Genomic DNA, 23,982 nt, shown 5'->3' on the forward strand with positions numbered 1-23,982 from the left:
CCGTAGACGCCGCTGTACGGTCGCTGTGTCAATGCTGTGCGACCGCTTCGGCCGCCCGTCGCGCGCCGGAGCCACGCTTCGCCCGGGTCGACGCGGTGTTCGTCCGGCCGGATACGCCGTTGGCCTTCGCGGCCCGCGCGGACGCGGCGGCGGCTCCACCGGCGGCGCCGGTACGGCCCAGGACCGGGCGCAGGAACGCCCCGGTGTGGCTCTCGGCGACCTCGGCGACCTCCTCCGGCGTGCCGGCGGCCACCACGGTGCCGCCCCGGTGCCCACCCTCCGGCCCCATGTCGATCAGCCAGTCGGCGGTCTTGATCACGTCGAGGTTGTGCTCGATGACCACCACCGTGTTGCCCTTGTCGACCAGACCGGCCAGCACGGTCAGCAGCTTGCGGATGTCCTCGAAGTGCAGCCCGGTGGTCGGCTCGTCGAGCACGTAGACGGTCCGGCCCGTTGAGCGTTTCTGCAACTCGGAGGCGAGCTTGACGCGCTGTGCCTCGCCGCCGGACAGGGTCGGCGCCGGCTGGCCGAGCCGCACGTAGCCCAGCCCGACGTCGACCAGGGTCTTCAGGTGCCGGTGGATCGCCGGGATGGCCTCGAAGAAGTCGGCAGCCTCCTCGATCGGCATCTGCAGGATCTCGGCGATGGTCCGGCCCTTGTAGTGGACCTCGAGGGTCTCCCGGTTGTACCGGTCGCCCTTGCAGACCTCGCACGGCACGTAGACGTCCGGCAGGAAGTTCATCTCGATCTTGATGGTGCCGTCGCCCGAGCACGCCTCGCACCGGCCGCCCTTGACGTTGAACGAGAACCGCCCCGGACCGTAACCGCGCACCTTCGCCTCGGTCGTCTCGGCGAACAACCGGCGGACGTGGTCGAACACCCCGGTGTAGGTCGCCGGATTCGACCGTGGGGTACGGCCGATCGGCGACTGGTCGACACCGACGACCTTGTCCACGTGGTCCAGCCCGGTGATCCGGGTGTGCCGGCCGGGCACCAGCCGGGCGTTGTTGATCTGGTTGGCCAGTACGGTGTAGAGGATGTCGTTGACCAGCGTCGACTTGCCGGAGCCGCTGACCCCGGTGACCGCGATCAGCTGGCCGAGCGGAAACGTGACGGTCAGGTTGCGCAGGTTGTGCTCGCGGGCGCCGTGCACCACCAACTCGCGGCCGGCTGTCGCCGGCCGCCGGGTGACCGGCACCGGGATGGCCCTGCGGCCGGACAGGTACGCCCCGGTCAGCGACTCGTCGCTAATCAGCAGCTCGTCGACCGGCCCGCTGTGCACGATCCGGCCGCCGTGCTCACCGGCGCCCGGCCCGATGTCGACGATCCAGTCGGCGGTCCGGATGGTGTCCTCGTCGTGCTCGACGACGATCAGCGTGTTGCCCAGGCCGCGCAGCCGCACCAGGGTCTCGATCAGCCGGTGGTTGTCCCGTTGGTGCAGCCCGATCGACGGCTCGTCCAGCACGTACAGCACCCCGACCAGGCCGGAGCCGATCTGGGTGGCGAGCCGGATCCGCTGCGCCTCGCCGCCGGAGAGGGTGCCGGCCGGGCGGTCCAGCGACAGGTAGTCCAGTCCGACGTCGACCAGGAACCGCAGCCGGGCGTTGATCTCCTTGAGCACCCGCTCGGCGATCATCTTCTGCCGGTCGGTGAGCACCAGCCCGCCCAGCAGGTCGGCGCACTCGCCGACGGACAGCCCGGTCACCTCGGCGATGTTGCGTCCGGCCACGGTCACCGCGAGCACCTCGGGCTTGAGCCGGGCGCCGCCGCACGACCCGCACGGCACGTCCCGCATGTAGCCCTCGTACTTCTCGCGGGACCACTCCGACTCGGTGTCGGTGTGCCGCCGCTCGATCCACTGCACCACGCCCTCGAAGCCGGTGTAGTAGGACCGTTCCCGGCCGTACTTGTTGCGGTAACGGACGTGCACCTGGTCGTCGGAGCCGTACAGAATGGTTTTCTGCGCCCGGCTGGGCAGCTTGCGCCACGGGGTGTCCAGGTCGAAGTGCTCCGCCTCGCCGAGCGCGGCGAGCAGCCGGGCGAAGTACTCCTGGGTCTGCCCGCCGGACCACGGCTGGATGGCGCCGTCGCGCAGGGAGCGCTCCACGTCCGGGACGACCAGCTCCGCGTCGACCTCCTTCTTGGTGCCCAGACCGACACATTCCGGGCAGGCGCCGTACGGCGCGTTGAACGAGAAGACCCGCGGCTCCAGGTCCTCGATCGCCAGCGGATGGTCGTTCGGGCAGGCCAGGTGCTCGGAGAACCGCCGCTCGCGGGCCGGGTCGTCCTCGGCGAGGTCGACGAAGTCGAGCAGCACGATGCCACCGGTGAGGCCGAGCGCCGACTCCACCGAGTCGGTCAGCCGCCGCCGGGCGCTCTGCTTGACGGTGAGCCGGTCGACGACCACCTCGATGGTGTGCTTCTCCTGCTTCTTGAGCTTCGGCGGCTCGGTCAACGGGTGGACCACCCCGTCGACCCGGGCCCGGGCGTACCCCTTGGCCTGCAGATCGGCGAAGAGATCGAGGTACTCGCCCTTACGGCCGCGCACCACCGGGGCGAGCACCATGAACCGGGTGCCCTCGGGCATGGCCAGCACCCGGTCGACGATCTGCTGCGGGGTCTGCCGGGAGATCCGCTCGCCGCAGACCGGGCAGTGCGGCTCGCCGACCCGGGCGAAGAGCAGCCGCAGGTAGTCGTAGACCTCAGTGATGGTGCCGACAGTCGACCGCGGGTTGCGCGAGGTGGACTTCTGGTCGATGGAGACCGCCGGTGAGAGCCCTTCGATGAAGTCCACGTCCGGCTTGTCCATCTGGCCGAGGAACTGCCGGGCGTACGACGACAGCGACTCGACGTACCGCCGCTGCCCCTCGGCGAAGATGGTGTCGAACGCGAGGCTCGACTTGCCCGAGCCGGACAGCCCGGTGAACACGATGAGCGCGTCACGTGGCAGGTCAAGGCTGACGTCGCGGAGGTTGTGCTCACGCGCGCCACGGATGATCAATCGGTCGGCCACGGTCCGCCTGCTCCCGTAGAGGCTCACAAGGGTGGGTGTTGTCGGGTGTCTGAATCGTCACGTTTGTCGCTTCCGGCCAGTGGTCTGTAGCCGACCTGGCCGACGCCCCGGCAACTGTAGCCCCAGGCCCCGACAACTCTGCCCGACACACGTCGTCACCCGATCGGGGTATCCCGGCACCGGTCCCGCCAATACCGCCCGGGCGGGCCGGATCGGCCGGCATACTGCACATACTGGTCAAGTCACCCATTGACCTGGCGTGGAGCAGAGGGTTCCTCCACGTGTCAGCGGGCCGGCCCGTCCGATCGGGGGGTGGGACGGGTCGGCCCCCGCTGCCATCCGGCCGGCAGGACCGACCAAGCCGGCAATGTCGGGTTGGTCAGCGGCGACGTAGCCTCTGATCCCATGTCCGACGCGGTCTCCGACCCCACGGTCGAAGCGAACGCTACGCCCGATGCGAGAGTCATGCTCGATACGGAACTCAAATCCGACACGGCCGTACCCGAAACCGACGGGTCGCCGCCCGGCACGACGGGGCAGCCGCCCTCCCGCCGCCGTGGCGGCCGCTGGCTGCGTCTCGCCCTGCTCGTCGCGGGGCTGTCGCTGCTCCTGGTGGTCGGCGGTACCGCCACCGCCGGATGGCTGTACGCCCGCTCCGTCGAGTCGCACGTCGACAAGGTGGAGATATTCACCGCACTGCCCGAGGCGCAACGCCCGGTCAAGGCCGTCGAGCAGGCGAGGAACTTCCTGATCGTCGGCAGCGACTCGCGGGATCCGGACACCTCCGGTTCCCGCACCGACACGATCATCCTGGCGCACCTGCCGGCCGACCGCAGCGGCGTACAGATGATCTCCATCCCCCGGGACACCTGGGTCCGGGTGCCGGACCCGGACGGCGGCGACGGCCGCCAGGACAAGATCAATTCCGCGTACGCGACCGGCGGGACGCCGCTACTGGTGCAGACCGTGGAGGCGTTCACCGGAGTCCGGATCGACCACGTGGTGCTCATCGACTTCGCCGGCTTCGCCGAGATCATCGACGCCGTCGGCGGAATCGAACTCGCCGTCGACGAGTCGTTCACCTCGGTCCACCCGCCGTACCGGCAGTTCACCGCCGGACTGCAGCAGATGGACGGCGACACCGCGCTGGACTACGCCCGGCAGCGCAAACAGTTCGCCGACGGCGACTTCACCCGGGTACGGCACCAGCAGGAAATCATCGCGGCGGTACTGGACCAGGCCAGCAGCAGCGGGCTGCTCACCAGCCCGGGCCAGCTGGACGACTTCCTGCGCGCCACCGCCGACGCGGTCACCGTGGACGAGGGCACCTCGGTGTTCGACACGGTGTGGGCGCTGCGGCAGCTACGCAGCACCGACCTGACCATGCTCACCTCGCCGTCGGCGGGCACCGGCCAGCAGGCCGGGCAGAGTGTCGTCTTCCCCGACGAGGCGGCCGCAGCAGACCTGTACGCGGCGGTCCGTGGCGACACCGTCGACGACTGGCTGCGCGAACACCCGACCGGCCGCTGATCCGGCGTCACCGCTGCCGGTAACGTGCCCGGTTGTCCTTCGAGATCTGCTTCCACCTGGCCCGCTCGGCGGCGGCCAGCCGCGCGTCCCGGCGACGCATCTCGTGCGCGACCTCCCGCTGCAGGCGCTGCCAACTCTCCCAGCGGCGCACCGGCAGGTCGCCCGACTCGATCGCGGCACGCACCGCGCAGCCCGGCTCACCGCTGTGCGCGCAGTCGGCGAACCGGCAGGCGGCGGCGAGCTCGGCCACGTCGGAGAACGCCTCGTCCAGGCCGTCAGCGGAGTCCAGCAGACCCACCGCCCGTACCCCTGGGGTGTCCAGCACCGCCCCGCCGCCCGGGATCGGGATCAGCGCCCGGTAGGTGGTGGTGTGCCGGCCCTTGCCGTCAACCCGACGGATGGCCTGCACCCCCATCACCTCGGTGCCGGCCAGGGCGTTGACCAGTGTCGACTTGCCCGCCCCGGACGGCCCCAACAGTCCCAGAGTGCGACCGGGCGCCACGAGCCGGGACACCTCGTCGATGCCGTCACCGCGTTGCGCGCTGACCGTGATCACCGGTACGCCCGGTGCCACGGCGGACACCTGGTCGCCCACCGCCGCCGGGTCGGCCACCGCGTCGCACTTGGTCAGCAGGACCACCGGCTCGGCGCCGGACTCCCAGGCCAACGCCAGGAAGCGTTCGATGCGGCCCAGATCGGGTGCCGGGTGCATCGGTTCGACGACGGCGGCCGTGTCGACGTTGGCGGCGAGCACCTGCCCGGTGGAGTCCTTGTCGGCGGTACGACGCACCAGCGCGGTCCGCCGGGGCAGCACCTGCTCGACGGTGGTCCGCTCGTCCGGCCAGGTCCGCACCAGCACCCAGTCGCCGGCGCAGGGCAGGGCCACCGGGTCGGACGCGGCGGCGGTGAGGACCGCGCCGGCGACACTGGCCCGCATCGGTCCGTCGGCCACCAGTACGGTGCACACCCCGCGGTCCACCCGGGCCACCCGGCCGGGCTGGTGGTCGGTGTCGGGAGCCGGCAGGGCACGGTCGTGGAAGGCGTCCCAGCCGAGGGACGCGAGATCGAACGTCATGAGAACCCTTGTCAGGTCGTGGGGTGCCCGCCGGCCGGACCGGCCGGACGACCCCGGTGGGAAGGAGAGGCGGACGGACCGCAGGGGACAGTCACGGTCACCACCACCTCCCTCCGGAGAGCTCTGCCTGACGCGTCACGGCAACGGTAGCCTTCTGACGGCAGCCGGGGAAAGCCAATTCCGCCCAGCCACGACCAGCAGGAGGTTCCGGTGCCCTACCAGGGAGATGTCACCGTCGGCGGCGCGCCGGACGTCCGGGAGTTGACCGGGCTCACCATCACCAAGATCGCGGTCGGACCGATGGACAACAACGCCTACCTGCTGCGCTGCACCAGCACCGGCGAGCAGGTGCTGATCGACGCGGCGAACGAGGCACCCCGGCTGCTGGAGCTGATCGGGCCGGCCGGGCTCGCCGCCATGGTCACCACCCACCAGCACATGGACCACTGGGTCGCGCTGGAGGAGGTGGCCGCCGCGACCGGGGCCGCCTCGCTCGCCCACCCGGCCGACGCCGACGGGCTGCCCCTGGTCACCGCCACCATCACCGACGGCGACCGGGTCGCGGTCGGCGACTGTGAACTGGAGGTCGTCCACCTGGTCGGGCACACGCCCGGCTCGGTCGCCCTGCTCTACCGGGATCCACACGGAGTGGCGCACCTGTTCACCGGCGACGCGTTGTTCCCCGGCGGGGTCGGTGCCACCCGCGGCAACCGGCGCAACTTTTTGTCGCTGATCGACGACGTCGAGCGCAAGCTGTTCGACCGGCTGCCCGACGACACCTGGTTCTACCCCGGCCACGGGAAGGACTCCACGCTCGGTGCCGAACGCCCGGCGCTGCCGCAGTGGCGGGCCCGGGGCTGGTGACCCGTCACCGGCGACGCGGCGACAGTCAGATCGTGCGGCGGCCACCGGTGACGGCGAGCACCTCACCGGTGGTGTAGCTGGACTCCTGCGAGGCGAAGAAGACGTACGACGGGGCCAGCTCCGCAGGCTGCGCCGGTCGACCGATCGGTGACGTGGTGCCGAACTTGCCCACCGCCTCCGGCGGCATGGTCGCCGGGATCAACGGCGTCCAGACTGGCCCGGGTGCCACCGAGTTCACCCGGATCCCCTGGTCGACCAGGTTCGCCGCCAGCCCTTTGGTGAAGTTCACGATGCCCGCCTTGGTGGTCGCGTAGTCCAACAACGACGGCGACGGATCGAACGCCTGGATCGACGACGTGTTGATGATGCTGGACCCCGGCGGCATGTGCGGCACGGCCGCCTTGCAGATCCAGAACAACGCGTACAGGTTGGTCTTCAGCACCCGGTCGAACTGCTCGGTGGAGATCTCCGCGATCCCCTTCTCCTGCGCCATCTGGTACCCGGCGTTGTTGACCAGAATGTCGATGCCGCCGAGCTCCTCGACGGCGCGTCGCACCAGCTCCACGCACTGATGCTCGGTGGTGATGTCGCCGGGCACCGGCACCGCCCGCCGGCCGGCCGACTCGACCAGCCGGACCGTCTCCCGGGCGTCACGCTCCTCCTGCGGCAGGTACGACAGGACGACGTCGGCACCCTCCCGGGCGAACGCGAGCGCCACCGCACGGCCGATCCCCGAGTCCCCGCCGGTGATCACCGCCCGCCGGTCGGTCAACCTGCCGGAGCCGCGGTAACTCTCCTCGCCGTGGTCCGGCGGCGGATCCATCCTGGCACCGGTGCCCGGCGGTGGCTGCTTCTGCACCGGCTGTCCCCGCCGCTGACCGTACTGCTCCGTCGGATCCTGCCGGATGTGCTGGTCGGCCATGATCGTTCGCTCCTCACGGTACGGGCGCAACAGGTGTGAACACCGCAGCCGTACCCACACCACCCCGGACCGAAACCGTCGGCTGATCCCCGGCACCGGCCAGCCACCCCCGGCAGGTTTGAGCCACCCGCCGACGGGCAGCCGTCGTTCGACAGCACCAGACCCGGCTCTCCACGGCCGGCCGGGACAGGACGGGCGGCGCGACCGGATGGGCACACGGGACGCAACGGACACCGCCGGCGCGATCCGGGCGGCCCCGGCCCTCGGACCGCCCCGGCTCTGGCCACTGGCTGGGCTGACCGTCGGGGTGACCCTGCTGGCGGCCACCGGCGCGCTGCCCCACTGGCCCGGCCTCGCGCACCTGGTCGCCCTGCCCCCGGTCGACCTGTACACCGACCTGCGGCTACTGCTGACCAGAGCGCCGTCCCGGCCGTGGTTCGCCGCCGGGCTGATCGGGGCGCTGGCGGTACGGGTGAGCGTACTTGCGCTGATGCTCGGCGGGCTGGACCGGCAACGGTTACGTCTGGCCGCCACCGTCTACCTCGCCGTACTGCCGGTCCTGCTGTTCGCCGCCGAGGCCGTCTACATCGCCGCCGCTGTCCTCTACTCCCGGCTGTTCTGGGCCGGCGTCGGGCTGCTGGCGTTGGTCGTGGTCGTCGTCGTCGCGCTGCCGTGGCAGGGCACCACGCGACTGCGCCAGGCATGGTCGCGCACCTGGCGCAACGGGCTGCGGGTCGAGGTGACCGTGCCGTACGCGACCGCCCTGATCGGCCTCGGCGTGCTCGCCGAACAGATCCCGGCGCTGCGGCTGGCCGCCGTGCCGGTCTCCGGTGCGTTGACCGCGGTCGCGGTCCGGCTGCTCGCCCGCCCGGCACCGGCGTTGCCCCGGCTGCGGCTTGCCGGCGCCGCCGCGCTGTTCCTGGTCGCGACCGCCGGGTTCATCGCCACCAGGTCGACACCAGTCACCGACCCGGCCGCACCGCGCACCGGCTCCATCCTGCTGATGAGCGGGATCAACTCCGCCTCCGGCCGGGGCACCATCTTCGGCACCCGCACCGATGTCCTCGGCTACACCTGCGCGCAGACGTTCTACTTCTCCTATGCCGGCCCCGGCGACGGCCAGCCGCAGGGCCGGGCCCGCTGCCCGATCCGCACCGGAGCCCCGTACCACCGGGCGGACACCCAGCGGCCGTTCGCCGAGCAGGTCAGCATCTTCGCCGCCCAGGTCCGGGACCTGCCCCGCCCGCTGGTCGTCGCCGCCCACTCGCACGCAGTGTGGGTGGCCTGGGCGGCGATGGCCGGCGGAGCCACCGCCCAGATAGACGAGCTGATCCTGATCGGACCGTTCCCGGACAGCCCGGCGGGCTACCTCCCACCGGGTCGCGACGGGCCCGGTCGGGTCGGCAGCGACCTGTTCCGGCTGCTGGCGCCGGTCTCCGACTGGGTGGACTTCCACTTCGAGCCGGACGCCCCGGCCGCCCGGGAACTACTCGCCCCAACCAACGGCGGCGCCGCCGTGCTGACCGATCCGCTGCCACCGCCGGTACGGACGGTCGCGGTCACCTCGGCGACCGATCTGCCGCTCATGCCACACGGCTGGCGGCTACCGGTCGCCCGCAACGTCTGCCCGGTCCGCGAAGCACACCCCTTCCTGCCGGACACCCCGGCGTTCTACCACGAGGTCAACCGGTTCCTCGACGGCGAACCGCCGCTGCCCTGCCCACCGTGGCGGGACTGGGGCCGGCCGATGGCGCTGCCGTTCGGCGTACCCCCGATGGACTGACCGCTGCCCACCGAGACCGGGAGGAAACCCATGGCCAGGAACCTCGACGACCGGATCGTCGTCGTCACCGGCGCGTCCAGCGGAATCGGCCGTGCCTGTACCCACCGTTTCGCCGCCGCCGGCGCCACCCTGGTACTGCTGGCCCGCCGCCGGGACGCGCTGGAGACGGCGGCCACCGAATGCCGTGGGCGGGGCGGACAGGTGCTGGTGGTCACGCTCGACGTGACCGACGCCGACGCCGTCGCCGACGCCGCCCGACAGGCCGTCGCCCGGTTCGGCCGGATCGACGTCTGGGTCAACAACGCGGGCGTCAACCTGTACGGCGCGGTCGAGGAGACTCCCGCGCACCTGTGGCATCAGGTGGTGCGGACCAACCTGTTCGGCACCTACCACGGCATCCGCGCCGCGCTGCCGTGGTTGCGGGACCAGGGACACGGGACCCTGATCACCGTCTCGCCGGTGCACGGCTGGGCACCGGCGCCGCAGCAGAGCGCGTACGCGGCGAGCGCGCACGCCGTCCGGGCGCTGAGCGACTGCACCCGGCAGGAGGTCCGTGACGTGCCTGGGATCGCGGTGTGCACGGTGCTGGCGGGGCCGGTGGACACCCCGATGTCGCGCAGCGCCGCCAACTGGACCGGTCGGCGAGTGGCGCCGCCGGCCCACCCCTGCCACCCCGACGAGGTGGCCAGGTCCGTCGTCAAGCTGGTCCACAGCCCTCGCCGGGAGGTTCACGTCGGGCCCGGTGCCCGGCGCGGGGTGCTCGGCGCCCGGCTGCTGCCGGCGCTGACCGAGCGGGCCCGCGCCCGGGCGGCGCGGCGGTCCCAGGTCGCCGACGTCCCGGTCGGCTACACCGCCGGCAACCTGCTGCGCCCCATGCCGCTCGGTGCCCGGGTCGACAGCGGCCAGAGTACGGCGTACCCCGCCTCGGGTGGTGCCCGGTGAGTCCGCTGCTGACGCCGTCGACGCCGGGCTCGCCAGCGCCGCAGCCGGTCACCCGGCAGGTCGAGGTGCCGGCCCCGCCGAGCTGGCGGGTCCGGGCCGGCGCGCCCTCGGACACCATGTGGACGATCACCGGCCTGTGCTGGGACCGTCCGGCGGCGACCGACCGACGGCCGCCGATCGTGCTGGTGCACGGGCTCGCAGTCGCCGCCGGACTCGGTGTGCCGGTGGCGGGCCGCCTCGCCGCCACCGGCACCGTACTGGCCCCGGACCTGCCCGGCTGCGGCCACAGCAGCAAACCGGAGCCGGTGCCCGACGTCGCCGAACTCGGCACCGCCGTGGCCAGCTGGCTGCCCGCCGTGGTCACCGCCCCGGCCGTACTGGTCGGCGTGTCGCTCGGTTGTCAGGTGGTGCTGGAGGCGGCCGCCCAGGCCCCCGACTGGGTGTCGGCGGTGGTGCTGGCGGGCCCCACGGTGGATCCGGGGCGCCGCACGTGGCGCAGCCAACTGTGGCGCTGGCAGGCCGAGCAGACCACCCAGTCCGTCCGGCTCAAACGGATCCAGCTGACCGACTACCGCCGGGCGGGGGTGCGGCGGGTGCTGCGGACATTCTCGGCTGCGCTGGCGGACCGGCCCGAGGACAGGATCCGCCGGGTCGGCGCGCCGGTGCTGGTGTGCCGGGGCACCCGCGACCCGTTGGTGTCCGACCAGTGGGTTGCCGACCTGCGCCGGCAGGCCCCCGATGCCCGGCTGCGCCGACTGCCCGGCGTGGTGCACGCGATGAGCCACGACAACCCGGCCGAGTTCGCCCGGGTGATCCACGGCTTCCTCGACGAGCTCGCGACGACCGGCGGAGGTGTCGACGGTGCCCGCACCCGCGTTCCTGGCTAGCTTCGACTCGGCCTCGGCGATGCTGCTGGCCACCGCCGCGTACCTGCGGGGTGAGTCGTTTCCCGCCCTCGGCCAGTCAAGACTGTTGAAGCCGCTGGTGAAGGCGACCGACCTGCTGCCGGGCCGCGCCAGAGAGAAGGCGTTCATCGTCGGCGGGCTGACCGAGGCGGTACGGGCCGCGAAAATGGGCCGCATCGACGTGGCGGAGGTTTCCCGGTGGGTGACCCGGGAGTACCCGCGGCGCCGCTATCCGGCGGTGGCGGTCGGCTCGTCCAGCGGAGCGCTGGTGCACCTGTGGGCGGCGCTGGGGGTGCCGTGGCTGCCGCAGACCTTCTTCATCCCGGTCGCCCAGCGGGTACACCCGGACGATCCGACGACCGCGCTGCGCAAAGGTCTGAAGCCGGGTCGGGCGCTGCTCGACGCCAACCCGGACGTCCAGCTGCACCACATGCACGACGCCAACCAGGACCGGCTGATGGTGCGGGCGCTGACCTACTTCCGGGTCAAGCGCCGCACCCTGGGAGCGGAGTACGAGGCGTTCCTCCGGGAACGGCTGGCGCCCGGCGGGACGATCATCATCGCCGACTGCCGCAAGCAGTGGCGGACCACCGTGGTCGGTGAGCGGCATGTGTTCCAGCACGGAGCGGTCGGCGGTGCCACCCAGAACGAGTTCCACCGGGGTGGCCCCCGAGTGGCGGCCTACCTGCACCGCTACGGCTCCCCGGTACGCCGGTGGGTCGGCCCGGAACCGGACAGCGTCAGCCCGGAGGCGGAGTGGGGCTTCGCCCCGCAACTGGCCGAGGACATCGACCGGTTCGCCGCCGAGAACGGCTACCAGGTCCGCCGGATCGTGTTCGACCGGCCGTCGGCACCGTCGCCGATGGTCGCCGACCTCTACCAGTGGTGGTACCGGCAGCGGCGCATCCCGGCGAGCCGGCTGCTGATCGAATCGTTCATCGTGCTCGACCCGTGGTGGACTTTGCGGACCGGCTCAGTGCCCTACTGGATGACGTTCACCATGGAGCCGAGCCTGCACGACGTCGAACGCTACCTGGACGAGCGGGAACCGTTCACCGACATCCATCTGGCGCTGTTCCAGAACGGTGTGCCGGACGCGGTCGGCTGGCCGCCGCCCGAGCGGTGGCAGGCGGTGCTCGACCGGGCCGCCCGCAGCGGGCGCTACCTCGGCCGGAACCTGGCGGACTTCCCCTGTGAAATGTCGCTGTACGCGCGTTACGACGAGGCGTTGCAGGCGATTCCGGCCCGGTATCCGATGCCGGGTCAGCTGACCCTCGTCCAGTTCGACGACTTCTGGCGGCAGTCCGGCGGGTACCCGGGCGTCAGCTGGGAGTCCTTGACACCGGCCGGGTGAGGCCCGGGCCGCACCGGACCGTTCAGTTCTGCAGGAAGCCCTGGGCGACCCGGGCCTCGGCCAGCAACCGCGAGCAGGCGGCCGGGTCGGACTCGGTGATGGTGGGCACCTCGTCCTCGCCACCGAGGCCGCGCAGGTACGCGAGTTCGGCGGGCCCGATGTGCCGGACCTTGCCGCTGTCGTGCACGACGTAGATCGGGTTCGGGGTCTGGTTGGTGCACTGCACGAGATACATGACGGTGTCTCCCGGGTCGTCGAGGTCGTCGATAATCCATCTCGGTCGGGGTGGTACCGGCGGTCGGATCGCGGTCACGATCTGCGCCGCGCGGGCGACGATCGTCGGTTTCTGAGCGACGATCGCCGGACCGGGACACTGGCTGTGTCCCCAGTCGAATCCGTTCTCGGCACCCATGCTGTGATGGCCGAGTCCGCGTTCGCGCGGGCTGTTCGCGTTGCGCACCGGCACGCCGTGTTCGAGGTGTGATCGGGCCAGCAGTTGGGCGTTCGCCTCCAGCTGCGGGGCGGTGAGCCGGTCCGGCAGGAACCCTTCGTTCTCGATACTGAGCCAGGTGCGGTTGCCGGCCCGCTGTGTCCACGCCCGGATCTCGGTGTCGACCATCTGCGCGATGCGCCCGTCCTTGGCCACGACGAAGTGCGACGACACCCGCGACGCGGGATTACGCTGCCAGGCGATGGTGCCCTCGAAGTATCCGGCGGCGATGTGCACCACGATGCCGTGGTGCGCGTCGAGGCGGTCCTCCGGCTCGTTCAACGCACCGGTGCCGTTGCCGCTGTTCACGGTGGGACCCCGCCAGGTAGCGAGATCGGTCCAGATTCCCATGTGGTGGTGCCTCCTTTCCCCGCCGGCGGATGGGTGGGTGGATCGAGTCCGGTCGACGTCGGAGGAGCGTGGGACCATGGACCGGCTCGGCCGCCACCTGCCGGGTGGCCCCGGTCGCCGGTGCGGTTCCGCTCACCGGCGCGGGCGCCGCCGCGCCCCGAGGTCCACTGTGCGCACCGGCTGGCCGGGCCGGTGACTCACTTCGACTGGCACGTCCGGCGACAGCTCGATCCCGGTCCTCCCGGTGTCGTCAGTCTTGGTGACCGACGCCCTCCCGACGGTGCCATGTGTCGAGAATAGCGTGCCCAGCAAGCTTCTGACCAGGGCAAATAACTCTGAGTATTGGCGGGCGATGGGTGGAGTTGTGACCGCTGCCGGTTAGCATCGGTTGGCACGGCCCGCCGCCGGAGGCCAGGTGGTGGCCGGCGGCAGGGATCGTCAGTCCTGTGTGACCGGCAACCAGACCACCGACGGCCGCTGCGGGTCATGAAAGATCCACCGTTGGCTGCTCAGTAGCCGGGCGGCGGTACCCAGCGGCTCACCGGTTCCCGGGTTCCTCGCCCACCGCGGATGCGCGCCACCGCTGACCTGCACCCGTAACCGCTCTCCTGCTGCCAGCCGGCAGGCGGTCGGCCAGAGGGTCACCGGCACCCGGACCGCCTCGCCACCCGCCGGCCCATCCACCCGGGACAGTCCATCACAGATGTTCCAGGACCTGCCGCGCCGGTCGACCCGGCACAGCCGGACGAACACGTCGAAGTACGCGACGGTGCAGCGGACGTACACCTCGGCCGTCACCGGGCCGATCAGCTCCACCGGCCCGTCCAGCGGCCCGCTCGTGTAGGTCAGCACGTCCGGGCGGGCCTCTAGATCCCGGTTGTCGCGCACCCCGGCGTGCTGGGCGACCAGCATCGGCCCACCCACCGCCGGAGTCGGTGCCGCCGGGTCGTAGCGGTGCCGGTCCGGCGCCGACCGGGGCGGCATCGCCCGGCCCAGCCGACCACCGGGCCACAGGTACCACCCGGTGGTCGTCGCGGGCGGTGGCCAGTCGGCGAGATCGCGCCACCCGGCCCCGGCGACGTGTACCCGTACCGGCCGGTGACCGGACGCGCCGGGCACTGCACCGAAACGGGTCGCGAAGAACGCCGCCGCTTCCCGGTACGCCGTGACGAACAGCCCGGGGCTGCCATGCGTCCACGGCCCGACGGTGAGCTTGGGCCGCCGACCCGCCGCCCGCAACGCCGCGTAGTCGGCTAACTGGGCCGGCAGAAAGATGTCGTGCCAACCGGTCACCATCGACACCGGAGCCCGGACCTGGGCGACCTCCCGGTGGAAGGTGCGGGGCAACCAGTACGGTGCCGCCGGACGGTGCTGGGTGAGCCACTCCTGGAAGAACGGCACGGTGCCACCGGTCGCGACCCGGTCCGCCTCGGCCAGGGGCAGGTGCGCCAGGCCGGCGGTCAGCCGGGGCAGGCCACGACGTAGCTCACGCTGGCGGGTCAGCCACGGCACCTGCTGGGCCGACATCAGCTCCGCCCAGGTCAGCACCGTGTCCAGGGAGAACCCCCCGCCGGCGTACGTGGAGTCGCGGGTCTGCGCGGCGGTGACCACCGCGACCATCGCCCGCAGGTCGTCGCCGGCATGGGCGGCCGTGGCCCACTGCCCGAAGCCCTGGTAGGAGATGCCGAAGGTGCCGAGCCGTCCGTCGTACCAGGGTTGCCGGCGCAGCCACTCCAAAGTGTCCAGCCCGTCGGCCCGCTCATGCAGCAACGGCTCGAACAGGCCGTCGGACCCGAACGTGCCCCGGCACGACTGGACGACGCAGTGCCAGCCACGGCGGGCGAACAGCAGTCCGAGCAGCCGGACCGGACCGCCCCGACCGTACGGGGTCCGGATCAGCACGGTCGGCGCGGCGCCCGCACCCACCGGCCGATAGTGGTCGGTCCGCAGCCGCAGCCCGTCGCGGGTCCGCACGGCGAGATCGCGTCGGATCCGGACCCGCCACGGACCCCCAACCCCGAACCGCCGCAGGCCCGCAAGACCGAACCGCCGCAGGCCCGCGGCACCGTGCCGGCGATCGGGCCGGCCGCCGGGTGCGCCGTCAGCGCCCACGGCCGCCGTCCCGGGCGGCGGCGCGCACCTCGTCGCGGTGCGCCCGGGTGGACTCGCCCATCGCCGTCAGGAACCGGCGGACCGTCTCCAACTCGTCGTCGGTGAAGTCGGCCATCACGGCATCGGTACGCCGGCCCAGCGGGGCGAAGAACTCGCGGGCCAGGGCGGCGCCCTCGGCCGCGTACCGCAGCCGCACCTTGCGCCGGTCGTCAGGGTCCCGGTCGCGGTACAGGTGTCCGGCCCGCTCCAGCCGGTCCACCAGGGCGGTGACCGAACCGGAGGTCAGGTTGAGGTGCACGCCCAGGCCGCCCGGGGTGATCGGTTCGCCGCTCTGTTCGGCGTCCATCACCGCGATCAGCGCCTGCAGGTCGGTGGCGTGCAGGTCGTGCAGTGCGGCGAAGGCGTGACCGACATGGCCGGCGTCGACGGTGTAGCTGCGCAACCGGCGGATGATCTCCGCCACTACCGCTGACCGACCACTCGGCCGGGTCCCCCATACACCGGCGCCCACCGTGTGCCCTCCGATCCATGTCCTGGACATGACCCTATCCCAGGCCAGGGCTATAGTCTTGATGAACGAGATACTAGATAGCCGTGATATTTGCCCCCGCCCAACCGGCGACGAACGAGGTGCACACATGCCCACACCGCTCGGCACCCGGCTGACCGCGATCGTCTGCGGCCGGTGGACCGCATGGCTGGTTCTGCTCACCGCAGCCGCATTCTCCGCGCTGGTGATCGGCTTCGCAGGCGATCCCCGCACCGGCGACGACCCCACCGGGGCGCTGCCCGCCTCCGCCGAGTCGGTCCAGGTCGCCGAACTGCGCCGGCAGCTACCCGGCGGGCAGCTCAACCCGGCCCTCGTCGTCTACTCCCGCGACGGCGCCCCGCTGACCGCCGACGACGACGCCGCGATCGCCGCCGACCGCGAAGCCTTCGCCCGCGACGCCGTCGACGAGGTCGGCCCACCGGTGTACGCCCCCGACCGCACCGCCGCCCTGGTCGCCGTCCCACTCCCCGCCGAAATCGACATCGAACGCCTCGGCGAGATCGTCGACCGGCTCCGCGCCGAGGCCCGCGCCGGACTTCCCACCGGCGCCGAAGCCGAACTCACCGGCGGCGCCGGCTTCACCGCCGACGTCGCCGCCGCCTTCGACGGCGCCAACGTCACCCTGCTCGCCGCCACCGTCGCCGTCGTCGCCGCACTGCTGCTGATCACCTACCGCAGCCCCTGGCTGTGGCTGGTGCCACTCGCCGTGGTCGGCACCGCGGACGTCGTCAGCAACGGACTCATCGCCATCGCCAGCCGCGCCGTCGACCTGCGGATCGACCCCTCCACCACCGGCATCGTCGACGTGCTCGTCTTCGGTGCCGGCACCAACTACGCCCTGCTGCTGATCGCCCGCTACCGCGAGGAACTGCGCCGCGAACCCGACCGCCGCCGAGCCCTGCGCCGGGCGCTGAGCTCCGCCGGCCCAGCGATCACCGCCAGCGCCCTGACCGTTGTGCTCAGCCTGCTAACCCTGCTCGCCGCCGTACTCGCCAACGACCGCGCGATCGGCGTCGCCGGCGCCGTCGGCATCACCACCGCCATGCTGTACGGCCTGATCGTGCTGCCCGCCGCGCTGTCCGTCTGCGGACGCGGCCTGTTCTGGCCGTTCGTCCCCCGCCCCGGCCAGCCCGACCCCACCCGCAGCGGCCTCTGGGCCCGGGCCGGCGCGCTGGTCAGCCGCCGACCCCGCACCGTGCTCGCCGGCTCCCTGCTGCTGCTGGCCGTGCTGGCCACCGGCCTGTTCGACGCCCGGATCGGGCTGAGCAAGACCGAACAGTTCCGGGTCAGCGCCGAATCCATCGACGGGCTGGCCACCCTGTCCCGGTCCTTCCCACCTGGCGCCGCCGACCCGGTGATCGTGATCGCCGACGCCGCCCAGACGCCGGCGGTGCTCGCCGCCGTCGAAACGGTCGACGGGGTCGCCAGCGCCCGACCCGCCGGCGGCACCGACGACCTCGCCGTCGTCGAGGTGGTGCTACGCGCCGAACCGGACAGCGCCGAAAGCTACCGCGCCATCCGGGACCTGCGGGCCACGCTCGACTCGGTACCGGCCGGCGACGCCCTCGTCGGCGGCTCCGTCGCCGCGAACCTGGACACCCGCGACGCCGCCCTGCGTGACCTGCGGGTCGTCGTCCCACTGGTGCTCATGGTGGTGCTGGCGGTGCTGATCGTGCTGCTCCGGTCGATCGTCGCGCCACTGATCCTGGTCGGTACAGTGGTCGCCACTTTCTTCGCCGCCGTCGGTGCGGCCACCACCCTGTTCACCCAGGTGCTCGGCTACCCGGCGCTGGACACCAGCGTGCCGCTGCTGGCGTTCCTGTTCCTGGTCGCCCTCGGCGTCGACTACAACATTTTCCTCACCACCCGGGCCCGGGAGGAAGCGGGCGTCGACGGCACCCGGCAGGGCATGCGAACCGCGCTCGCCGTCACCGGCGGAGTGATCACCAGCGCCGGTGTCCTGCTCGCCGCGGTCTTCACCGTCCTCGGCGTGCTGCCGCTGGTCACCCTGACCGAGATCGGGGTGATCGTCGGGTTCGGCGTACTGCTCGACACGTTGCTGGTCCGGACCCTGCTGGTGCCGGCGATCGCGATGGTGCTCGGCCGACGGTTCTGGTGGCCGAGCGCGCTCGCCCGCCACCGCGTCCCGGAGCCGGTGCCGGTCAGGGCCGATCCGACGCCGAAGCCGGCCGGGGCCGACCCGATGCCGGGCCGGCGCGCCGATGCCGGAGGATAGGAGCATGCAGACCCGCTCCGATCTCCGCAACGTGGCCATCATCGCGCATGTCGACCACGGCAAGACCACGCTGGTTGACGCGATGCTGCGCCAAGGCGGCCAGCTGCACGCCCGCGCCGAACTGCCCGACCGGGCGCTGGACTCCATGGACCTGGAGCGCGAAAAGGGCATCACCATCCTGGCCAAGAACACCGCGATCAGCTACGTGCCCGACCAGGGCGACCCGGTCGTCATCAACATCATCGACACCCCGGGGCACGCCGACTTCGGCGGCGAGGTGGAACGCGGCCTCACCATGGTCGACGGCGTGGTGCTGCTGGTCGACGCCAGCGAAGGGCCGCTGCCGCAGACCCGGTTCGTGCTGCGCAAGGCGCTGCAGGCCCGGCTACCGATCATCCTGGTGATCAACAAGGTGGACCGGCCGGACGCGCGGATCAAAGAGGTCGTCGACGACACCTACGAGCTCTTCCTCGACCTCGACGCCGACGAGGCCCAGATCGACTTCCCGATCGTGTACGCCTGCGCCCGCGACGGCGTCGCCTCGCTGACCCAGCCGGCCGACGGCGCGGTGCCGGACGACAGCGACAGCCTGGAACCGCTGTTCCGCACGCTGCTGGCGACGATCCCGGCACCGGCCTTCGACCCGGACGCGCCGCTGCAGGCGCACGTGACGAACCTCGACGCCTCGCCGTTCCTGGGCCGGCTGGCGCTGTGCCGGGTCCGGCAGGGCACCATCCGCAAGGGCCAGACCGTCGCCTGGTGCCGCACCGACGGCAGTCTGCAGAAGGTCCGCATCTCCGAGCTGCTGATGACTGAGGGACTGGAACGCAAGCCCGCCGAGGCCGCCGGCCCGGGCGACATCATGGCGGTGGCCGGCATCCCGGACATCATGATCGGCGAGACCCTGGCCGACGCGGACGACCCCCGCCCGCTGCCGTTGATCACCGTCGACGAGCCGGCGATCTCGATGACCCTGGGCACCAACACCTCACCGTTGGCCGGCAAGGTCAAGGGGTCGAAGGTGACCGCCCGGCTGGTCAAGGACCGCCTGGACCGCGAACTGATCGGCAACGTGTCGCTGCGGGTGCTGCCCACCGAACGCCCGGACGCCTGGGAGGTGCAGGGCCGTGGTGAACTCGCCCTGGCCATCCTGGTCGAGCAGATGCGCCGCGAGCAGTACGAGCTGACCGTCGGCAAACCGCAGGTGGTCACCCGGGAGATCGACGGACGGGTCTGCGAGCCGGTGGAGCGGCTGACCATCGACGCCCCCGACGAGTACCTGGGCGCGATCACCCAGCTGCTGGCCACCCGCAAGGGCCGGATGGAACAGCTGGTCAACCACGGCACCGGCTGGATCCGGATGGAGTGGCTGGTACCGGCCCGCGCGCTGATCGGGTTCCGGACCGAGTTCCTCACCGAGACCCGCGGCACCGGCATCCTGCACCACGTCTTCGAGTCCTACGAGCCGTGGTTCGGCGAGCTGCGGACCCGGCCCACCGGGTCGCTGGTCGCCGACCGGACCGGCGTGGCGACCAGCTTCGCCATGTTCAACCTGCAGGAACGCGGCTCGCTCTTCGTCGAGCCGGGCACCCCGGTGTACGAGGGCATGCTGGTCGGCGAGAACTCTCGCGCCGACGACATGGACGTCAACATCACCAAAGAGAAAAAGCTGACGAACATGCGTTCGTCGACCGCCGACGAGTTGGAGCGGCTGGTGCCGCCCCGCAAGCTCTCCCTGGAGCAGGCGCTGGAGTTCTGCCGCGAGGACGAGTGCGTCGAGGTCACCCCCGAGGCGGTACGGCTGCGCAAGGTAATCCTCGACCAGACCGCACGGGCCCGGGCGGCGGCCCGCCGCAAGCACCAGAGCTGAACCGCACCGCCGGTGGGAGCTCTCGGCACGGGGTCCCACCGGCGGTGTCGGTCACTTGACGAGGTCGGCGAGCTCCCGCTTACGGTCCCGGGACGACTTGACCAGGCTGGCTACCGTGGTGACCAGCAGGGTCACGAAGATGACGGTCAGCGACAGCCAGATCGGGATGTGCGGTGCCCAGCCGACCGGATCGCCACCGTTGACGAAGAACAGGCTGTTGTCGGCCAACGCCTCCAGTACCAGCTTCACGCCGATGAAGCCCAGCACCACCGCCAGGCCGTAGCTGAGGTAGACCAGCCGGTCCAGCAGACCGCCGAGCAGGAAGTAGAGCTGCCGCAGCCCCATCAACGCGAATACGTTGGCGGTGAACACCAGGTACGGCTCCTGGGTGATGCCGAAGATCGCCGGGATCGAGTCGAGCGCGAAGATCAGGTCGGTGACGCCGATCGCGATCATGACGATCAGCATCGGCGTGAACATCCGCCGGCCGGCCTCGGTCACCGTGGTCAGCCGGCCACCGTCGTAGGCACCGGAGACCGGCAGCACCCGCCGGCTCCACCGGATCAACGCGTTCTCGGAGAACTCGTCGGTCGTCTCAGGCTGGCGTAGCTGGCCGATCGCGGTGTAGATGAGGAAAGCACCGAAGATGTAGAACACCCAGGAGAACTGGGAGATCAGCACGGCGCCCGCCGCGATGAACCCGCCGCGCAGCACCAGCGCCAGCACGACGCCGACCAGCAGCACCTTCTGCTGGTACTTCCGGGGCACCACGAACCGGCCCATGATGATCACGAAGACGAAGAGGTTGTCGACGGAGAGGCTCTTCTCCGTGACGTAGCCGGCGAAGAACTCGCCGGCGTACCGCCCGCCGGACGTGGCCCACACCCCGAGGCCGAAGATCACCGCGAGCACGATGTAGAAGACGGTCCAGCCGGCTGACTCGCGCATGCTCGGTTCGTGCGGCCGCCGGACGATGATCAACAGGTCGGCGATCAGCACCGCAGTCAGTACGACCAGGCTGACCAGCCAAACCCAGGCAGGGATGTTCACTCGGACCTCCGGCAGACACAGGGCACCGCCGACGGAACCGGGACGGGCTGCCCCGGTCTTCGTGGAGATGCGCACAGCAGTGACTGACGGAGGTCTCTTCCGCCACCATCCACCGAACTGTCTGCCTTCGGGGACGACGACCGCAGGTGCCGGGTCGGTCCACCATGCGGGCCAACCGTGCTGACGACACCAACGCGAGGGAATACTCCCCTCCTCCTGCGTCATTGTTGCGCAACTACCGGGCAAACGACACACCGGGGCGGGTTACCGGTGACGACAAGCACAACTTCTCAGCCATCCTAGGAGGCTAGATAGTCGTCGCGAACCCTCGTCCGCCGGGCCGGAGCTGGTCCGGACCCAACCCCTCAGGCCGGTCCGGGCGCAGCCGTGTGGCAGGCTGCCGCCATGGTGCTTGAGATCGCGCTGGTCGATGTCCAGCCCGGCCGGGAAGCCGACTTCGCCGCAGCGTACGCCGCCGGCCGCCACCTGCTGGCCACCACTGACGGCTGCCGGTCGGTGCGGATGACCCGGGGGGTGGAGAGTCCCAGCCGGTTCGTGCTGCTGGTCGAATGGGACTCCGTCGACGCGCACGAGCAGAACTTCCGCGCCACCGACCGGTACCTGCGGTGGCGGGAACTGATCGGTCCGTACTTCGCCGCGCCGCCGGTGGTCGAACACTTCGTCGACCTGCCGGCGTGACCCGGACCCTGCCGGTGTCCGGCCGGTCCGGAGCAAGCCGGAGCCCGCGGTGCGGATAGAGATCGTGACCGCCGGCAGCCGCGGCGACGTCGCACCGTACACCGGGCTGGGGCAGGCCCTGCTCGCCGCCGGCCACCGGGTCACCGTGACGACCCACGGCACCTTCGACGCGCTGGTGACCGGCAGCGGCCTCGACTTCCGGCCGCTGCCGGGTGACCCGTACGCCGCCCAACGCACCCCCGGCGGGCGGCGGCTGCACCGGCTCGGCGGTGGGCTGCGCGGCACCGCCGAGTTCGTCCGGCAGGGCCGGCGCTACCTCGACGATCTCGCAACCGGTCTGGTCGACGTCGGTGCCGACGCCGACGTGCTGCTGCTGGCCACCACGACCGCGCCGCTGGGCTACTCGGTGGCACAGCGACATGGCATCCCGAGCATCGGGGTCTTCCTGCAACCGGTCGCACCGACCGGCGACTTCCCGCCGGTGCTGCTCGGCGACCGGTCCTTCGGGTCGGCCGGCAACCGGGCGCTGGGGCGCAGCGCCGAGGCGGCCAGCACCCGGGCGTACGACCACTCCTCGCGGCGGCTGCGCCACCGGCTCGGCCTGCCGCCGGTCCCGCTGGCCGCTCTGCTGCGGCAGGCCAGGCGCTCAGGCTGGCCGGTGCTGCACGGGTTCAGTCCGAGCGTGCTCCCCCGACCAGTCGACTGGCGCCCCGGGCTGGAGGTCGTCGGCTACTGGTGGCCGGCCGCCGACCCACACTGGACTCCCCCGCCGGAGCTGACCGGGTTCCTGGACGCCGGACCGCCGCCGGTGCTGATCACCTTCGGCAGCATGGCGGTGCTCGACGCGTCACTTCCGACACTGATCGGTACGGCGCTGCGCCGGGCCGGCGTACGCGCGATCGTGCAGGCCGGCTGGGGCGGGCTGCGGGTCGGCGGCGACGGCGTCCGCCCAGTCAGCGACGACGGCGTCCTCGCCGTCGGCGACGTACCGCACGACTGGCTGCTGCCCCGGGTGGCGGCGGTGGTCCACCACGCGGGAGCCGGCACCACCGCCGCAGGGCTACGGGCCGGGGTGCCGGCGGTGACCGTGCCGCTCATCGCCGACCAGCCGTTCTGGGCCGCCCGGCTGACGCGTCTCGGAGTCGCCGCCGAGCCGCTGCCGGCCCGACGGCTCACCGCCGACCGGCTGGCCGACGCCATCCGTACGGTCCTCGACCGGCCCACGTACGCGCAACGGGCCCGGCACCTCGCGGCCCGGATCGCCGTCGAGGACGGGCACGCCGCAGTGCTACGCGCCGTCGACCGGGTCACCCGCCGCTGACCGGATCCGCGGCGGCGGCCGGTCTGGCCGCCGCTGCGATCTCCGACGCCGTATCGGGGAAGGCGTGCGGGATGCGTTCCAGGACGCCACCGGCGAAGACGTCGTACAGCGGCAGCTCCCGCAGATGCACGTAGCCGATGTGGCAGTCGCACGAGACCAGTGGGCAGGGGCGCGGGCGCAGTGCGGCCCGGTAGGAGCCGTCGTAGAGGTTACCCAGCGGTTCGGCGACGAAGTGGCACCGGCGTACCGTGCCGGACCCGTCGACCGAGACCACCGACTCCCCGGTGCGGCACGACCGCCCGGCCGACGGGTGCGGGTGCACGCTGTAGCCGAACAGCGGGTCGAGCTCGGTCCACGCCCGCTGCTGGGCGGCGTCGTAGCGGTGCCCGTCGGCGGCGTTGACCCAGAGGTAGACCTCGGCCGGCAGCGCCGCCCGCAGCGACCGGGCGGCCGCCAGGTGCTCCGGCAGACCGACGACCCCCACCGAGAACCGCACCCCGGCGGTACGCAGTGTGCCGCAGCGGCGCAGGAAGACCTCCCGGTCGACCTGGCCCGGGTGGTACGTGGCCCAGAACGCCAGCCGGCGACGCTGGTCGGTGTCGGCGTCGGCCAGGAAGTCCAGCCGGGCGGCCAGGTTGGTCTGGATCGCCACCCGGCCCACCTGCGGCAGCCCGGCCAGCCGCAGCAGCGCCCGCCGGTACCAGGATCGGGTCAACGCCTCGCCCCACGGGGTGAACAGCACCGAGATCCGGTCGTCGTGCGGATTACGCACCGCCCAGTCGACGAACCGGTCGAGCGCCACCCGGTCGGTGCGCAGCGTTGCCGGGTCGTCGCGGCGTTTGGCGAACGGGCAGTACGGGCAGTCGTAGTTGCAGCTGGCCAGCGGACCCCGGTAGAGGATGCTCAGGTCCATCC

Annotated in this window: 18 protein-coding genes; 10 read left to right on the forward strand and 8 right to left on the reverse strand. The window is 71.8% G+C overall.

All coding sequences use genetic code 11. The features are described from left to right. Window positions 1-28: 28 nt before the first annotated feature. Window positions 29-3,013 (reverse strand): excinuclease ABC subunit UvrA, encoded by a 2,985-nt coding sequence (gene uvrA / locus O7621_RS23645; protein ID WP_282231281.1) that lies wholly within the window; start codon window positions 3,011-3,013, stop codon window positions 29-31. A gap of 465 nt (window positions 3,014-3,478) precedes the next feature. Here uvrA and O7621_RS23650 point away from each other — a divergent pair, with 465 nt between their 5' ends. Further along, window positions 3,479-4,543: an LCP family protein gene (locus O7621_RS23650; protein WP_282231282.1), complete on the forward strand. Its 1,065-nt coding sequence runs from the start codon at window positions 3,479-3,481 to the stop codon at window positions 4,541-4,543. 7 nt (window positions 4,544-4,550) lie between these two features. Here the strand turns inward: O7621_RS23650 and rsgA are convergent, their stop codons facing one another. After that, window positions 4,551-5,618, reverse strand: coding sequence for a ribosome small subunit-dependent GTPase A (rsgA, locus tag O7621_RS23655; protein ID WP_282231283.1), 1,068 nt, complete (start codon window positions 5,616-5,618; stop codon window positions 4,551-4,553). Window positions 5,619-5,828: 210 nt separating this feature from the next. Here rsgA and O7621_RS23660 point away from each other — a divergent pair, with 210 nt between their 5' ends. Next, complete coding sequence (locus O7621_RS23660) at window positions 5,829-6,482, forward strand: MBL fold metallo-hydrolase (RefSeq protein WP_282231284.1); 654 nt, start codon at window positions 5,829-5,831, stop codon at window positions 6,480-6,482. A gap of 25 nt (window positions 6,483-6,507) precedes the next feature. Here the strand turns inward: O7621_RS23660 and O7621_RS23665 are convergent, their stop codons facing one another. Further along, window positions 6,508-7,407: an SDR family oxidoreductase gene (locus O7621_RS23665; protein WP_282234706.1), complete on the reverse strand. Its 900-nt coding sequence runs from the start codon at window positions 7,405-7,407 to the stop codon at window positions 6,508-6,510. A gap of 205 nt (window positions 7,408-7,612) precedes the next feature. Between O7621_RS23665 and O7621_RS23670 the strand changes: the two genes are divergently transcribed. From O7621_RS23670 to O7621_RS23685, 4 genes are read left to right on the forward strand one after another with little or no spacing between them, the layout of a single operon-like run. Next, on the forward strand, window positions 7,613-9,187 hold the full coding sequence (locus O7621_RS23670) for a hypothetical protein (protein WP_282231285.1): 1,575 nt from the start codon (window positions 7,613-7,615) through the stop codon (window positions 9,185-9,187). A 30-nt stretch (window positions 9,188-9,217) separates the two neighbouring features. Continuing rightward, complete coding sequence (locus O7621_RS23675) at window positions 9,218-10,129, forward strand: SDR family NAD(P)-dependent oxidoreductase (RefSeq protein WP_282231286.1); 912 nt, start codon at window positions 9,218-9,220, stop codon at window positions 10,127-10,129. After that, on the forward strand, window positions 10,126-11,016 hold the full coding sequence (locus tag O7621_RS23680) for an alpha/beta hydrolase (RefSeq protein ID WP_282231287.1): 891 nt from the start codon (window positions 10,126-10,128) through the stop codon (window positions 11,014-11,016). Before O7621_RS23675 ends, O7621_RS23680 begins: the two co-directional genes overlap by 4 nt. Next, window positions 10,991-12,388, forward strand: a complete 1,398-nt coding sequence (locus O7621_RS23685; RefSeq protein WP_282231288.1) for a hypothetical protein — start codon at window positions 10,991-10,993, stop codon at window positions 12,386-12,388. Before O7621_RS23680 ends, O7621_RS23685 begins: the two co-directional genes overlap by 26 nt. A gap of 22 nt (window positions 12,389-12,410) precedes the next feature. On the opposite strand, the gene O7621_RS23690 is transcribed toward O7621_RS23685, so the two are convergent. The 3 genes from O7621_RS23690 to O7621_RS23700 all read right to left on the reverse strand — a co-directional run bounded on the left by O7621_RS23690 (window position 12,411) and on the right by O7621_RS23700 (window position 15,882). Beyond that, on the reverse strand, window positions 12,411-13,229 hold the full coding sequence (locus tag O7621_RS23690; protein WP_282231289.1) for a peptidoglycan recognition family protein: 819 nt from the start codon (window positions 13,227-13,229) through the stop codon (window positions 12,411-12,413). A 438-nt stretch (window positions 13,230-13,667) separates the two neighbouring features. Beyond that, on the reverse strand, window positions 13,668-15,284 hold the full coding sequence (locus O7621_RS23695; protein WP_282234707.1) for a CocE/NonD family hydrolase: 1,617 nt from the start codon (window positions 15,282-15,284) through the stop codon (window positions 13,668-13,670). 46 nt (window positions 15,285-15,330) lie between these two features. Further along, window positions 15,331-15,882 carry a MarR family transcriptional regulator gene (locus O7621_RS23700; RefSeq protein ID WP_282231290.1) on the reverse strand — a complete coding sequence of 184 codons (552 nt, stop codon included), beginning with the start codon at window positions 15,880-15,882 and terminating at the stop codon, window positions 15,331-15,333. Window positions 15,883-15,979: 97 nt separating this feature from the next. On the opposite strand from O7621_RS23700, the gene O7621_RS23705 reads away from it, so the two are divergent. Both O7621_RS23705 and typA read left to right on the forward strand, forming a co-directional pair. After that, window positions 15,980-18,127 (forward strand): MMPL family transporter, encoded by a 2,148-nt coding sequence (locus O7621_RS23705; protein ID WP_282231291.1) that lies wholly within the window; start codon window positions 15,980-15,982, stop codon window positions 18,125-18,127. A 4-nt stretch (window positions 18,128-18,131) separates the two neighbouring features. After that, window positions 18,132-19,997 carry a translational GTPase TypA gene (gene typA, locus O7621_RS23710; RefSeq protein ID WP_282231292.1) on the forward strand — a complete coding sequence of 622 codons (1,866 nt, stop codon included), beginning with the start codon at window positions 18,132-18,134 and terminating at the stop codon, window positions 19,995-19,997. A 51-nt stretch (window positions 19,998-20,048) separates the two neighbouring features. Here typA and O7621_RS23715 read toward each other — a convergent pair whose 3' ends face one another. Beyond that, on the reverse strand, window positions 20,049-21,047 hold the full coding sequence (locus O7621_RS23715; protein ID WP_282231293.1) for a TerC family protein: 999 nt from the start codon (window positions 21,045-21,047) through the stop codon (window positions 20,049-20,051). A 405-nt stretch (window positions 21,048-21,452) separates the two neighbouring features. Between O7621_RS23715 and O7621_RS23720 the strand changes: the two genes are divergently transcribed. Next, window positions 21,453-21,746 (forward strand): antibiotic biosynthesis monooxygenase, encoded by a 294-nt coding sequence (locus O7621_RS23720; protein WP_278169981.1) that lies wholly within the window; start codon window positions 21,453-21,455, stop codon window positions 21,744-21,746. A 49-nt stretch (window positions 21,747-21,795) separates the two neighbouring features. Further along, window positions 21,796-23,067, forward strand: a complete 1,272-nt coding sequence (locus O7621_RS23725) for a glycosyltransferase (RefSeq protein WP_282231294.1) — start codon at window positions 21,796-21,798, stop codon at window positions 23,065-23,067. On the opposite strand, the gene O7621_RS23730 is transcribed toward O7621_RS23725, so the two are convergent. After that, entirely contained in the window at window positions 23,054-23,980 is a 927-nt protein-coding gene (locus O7621_RS23730) for an STM4011 family radical SAM protein (RefSeq protein ID WP_282231295.1), read from the reverse strand. The two genes, O7621_RS23725 and O7621_RS23730, sit on opposite strands and share 14 nt — an antisense overlap. Between the last annotated feature and the right edge of the window lie 2 nt (window positions 23,981-23,982).

Origin of the sequence: Solwaraspora sp. WMMD937 (assembly GCF_029581175.1) — a bacterium.
Classification (GTDB): Bacteria; Actinomycetota; Actinomycetes; order Mycobacteriales; family Micromonosporaceae; genus Micromonospora_E.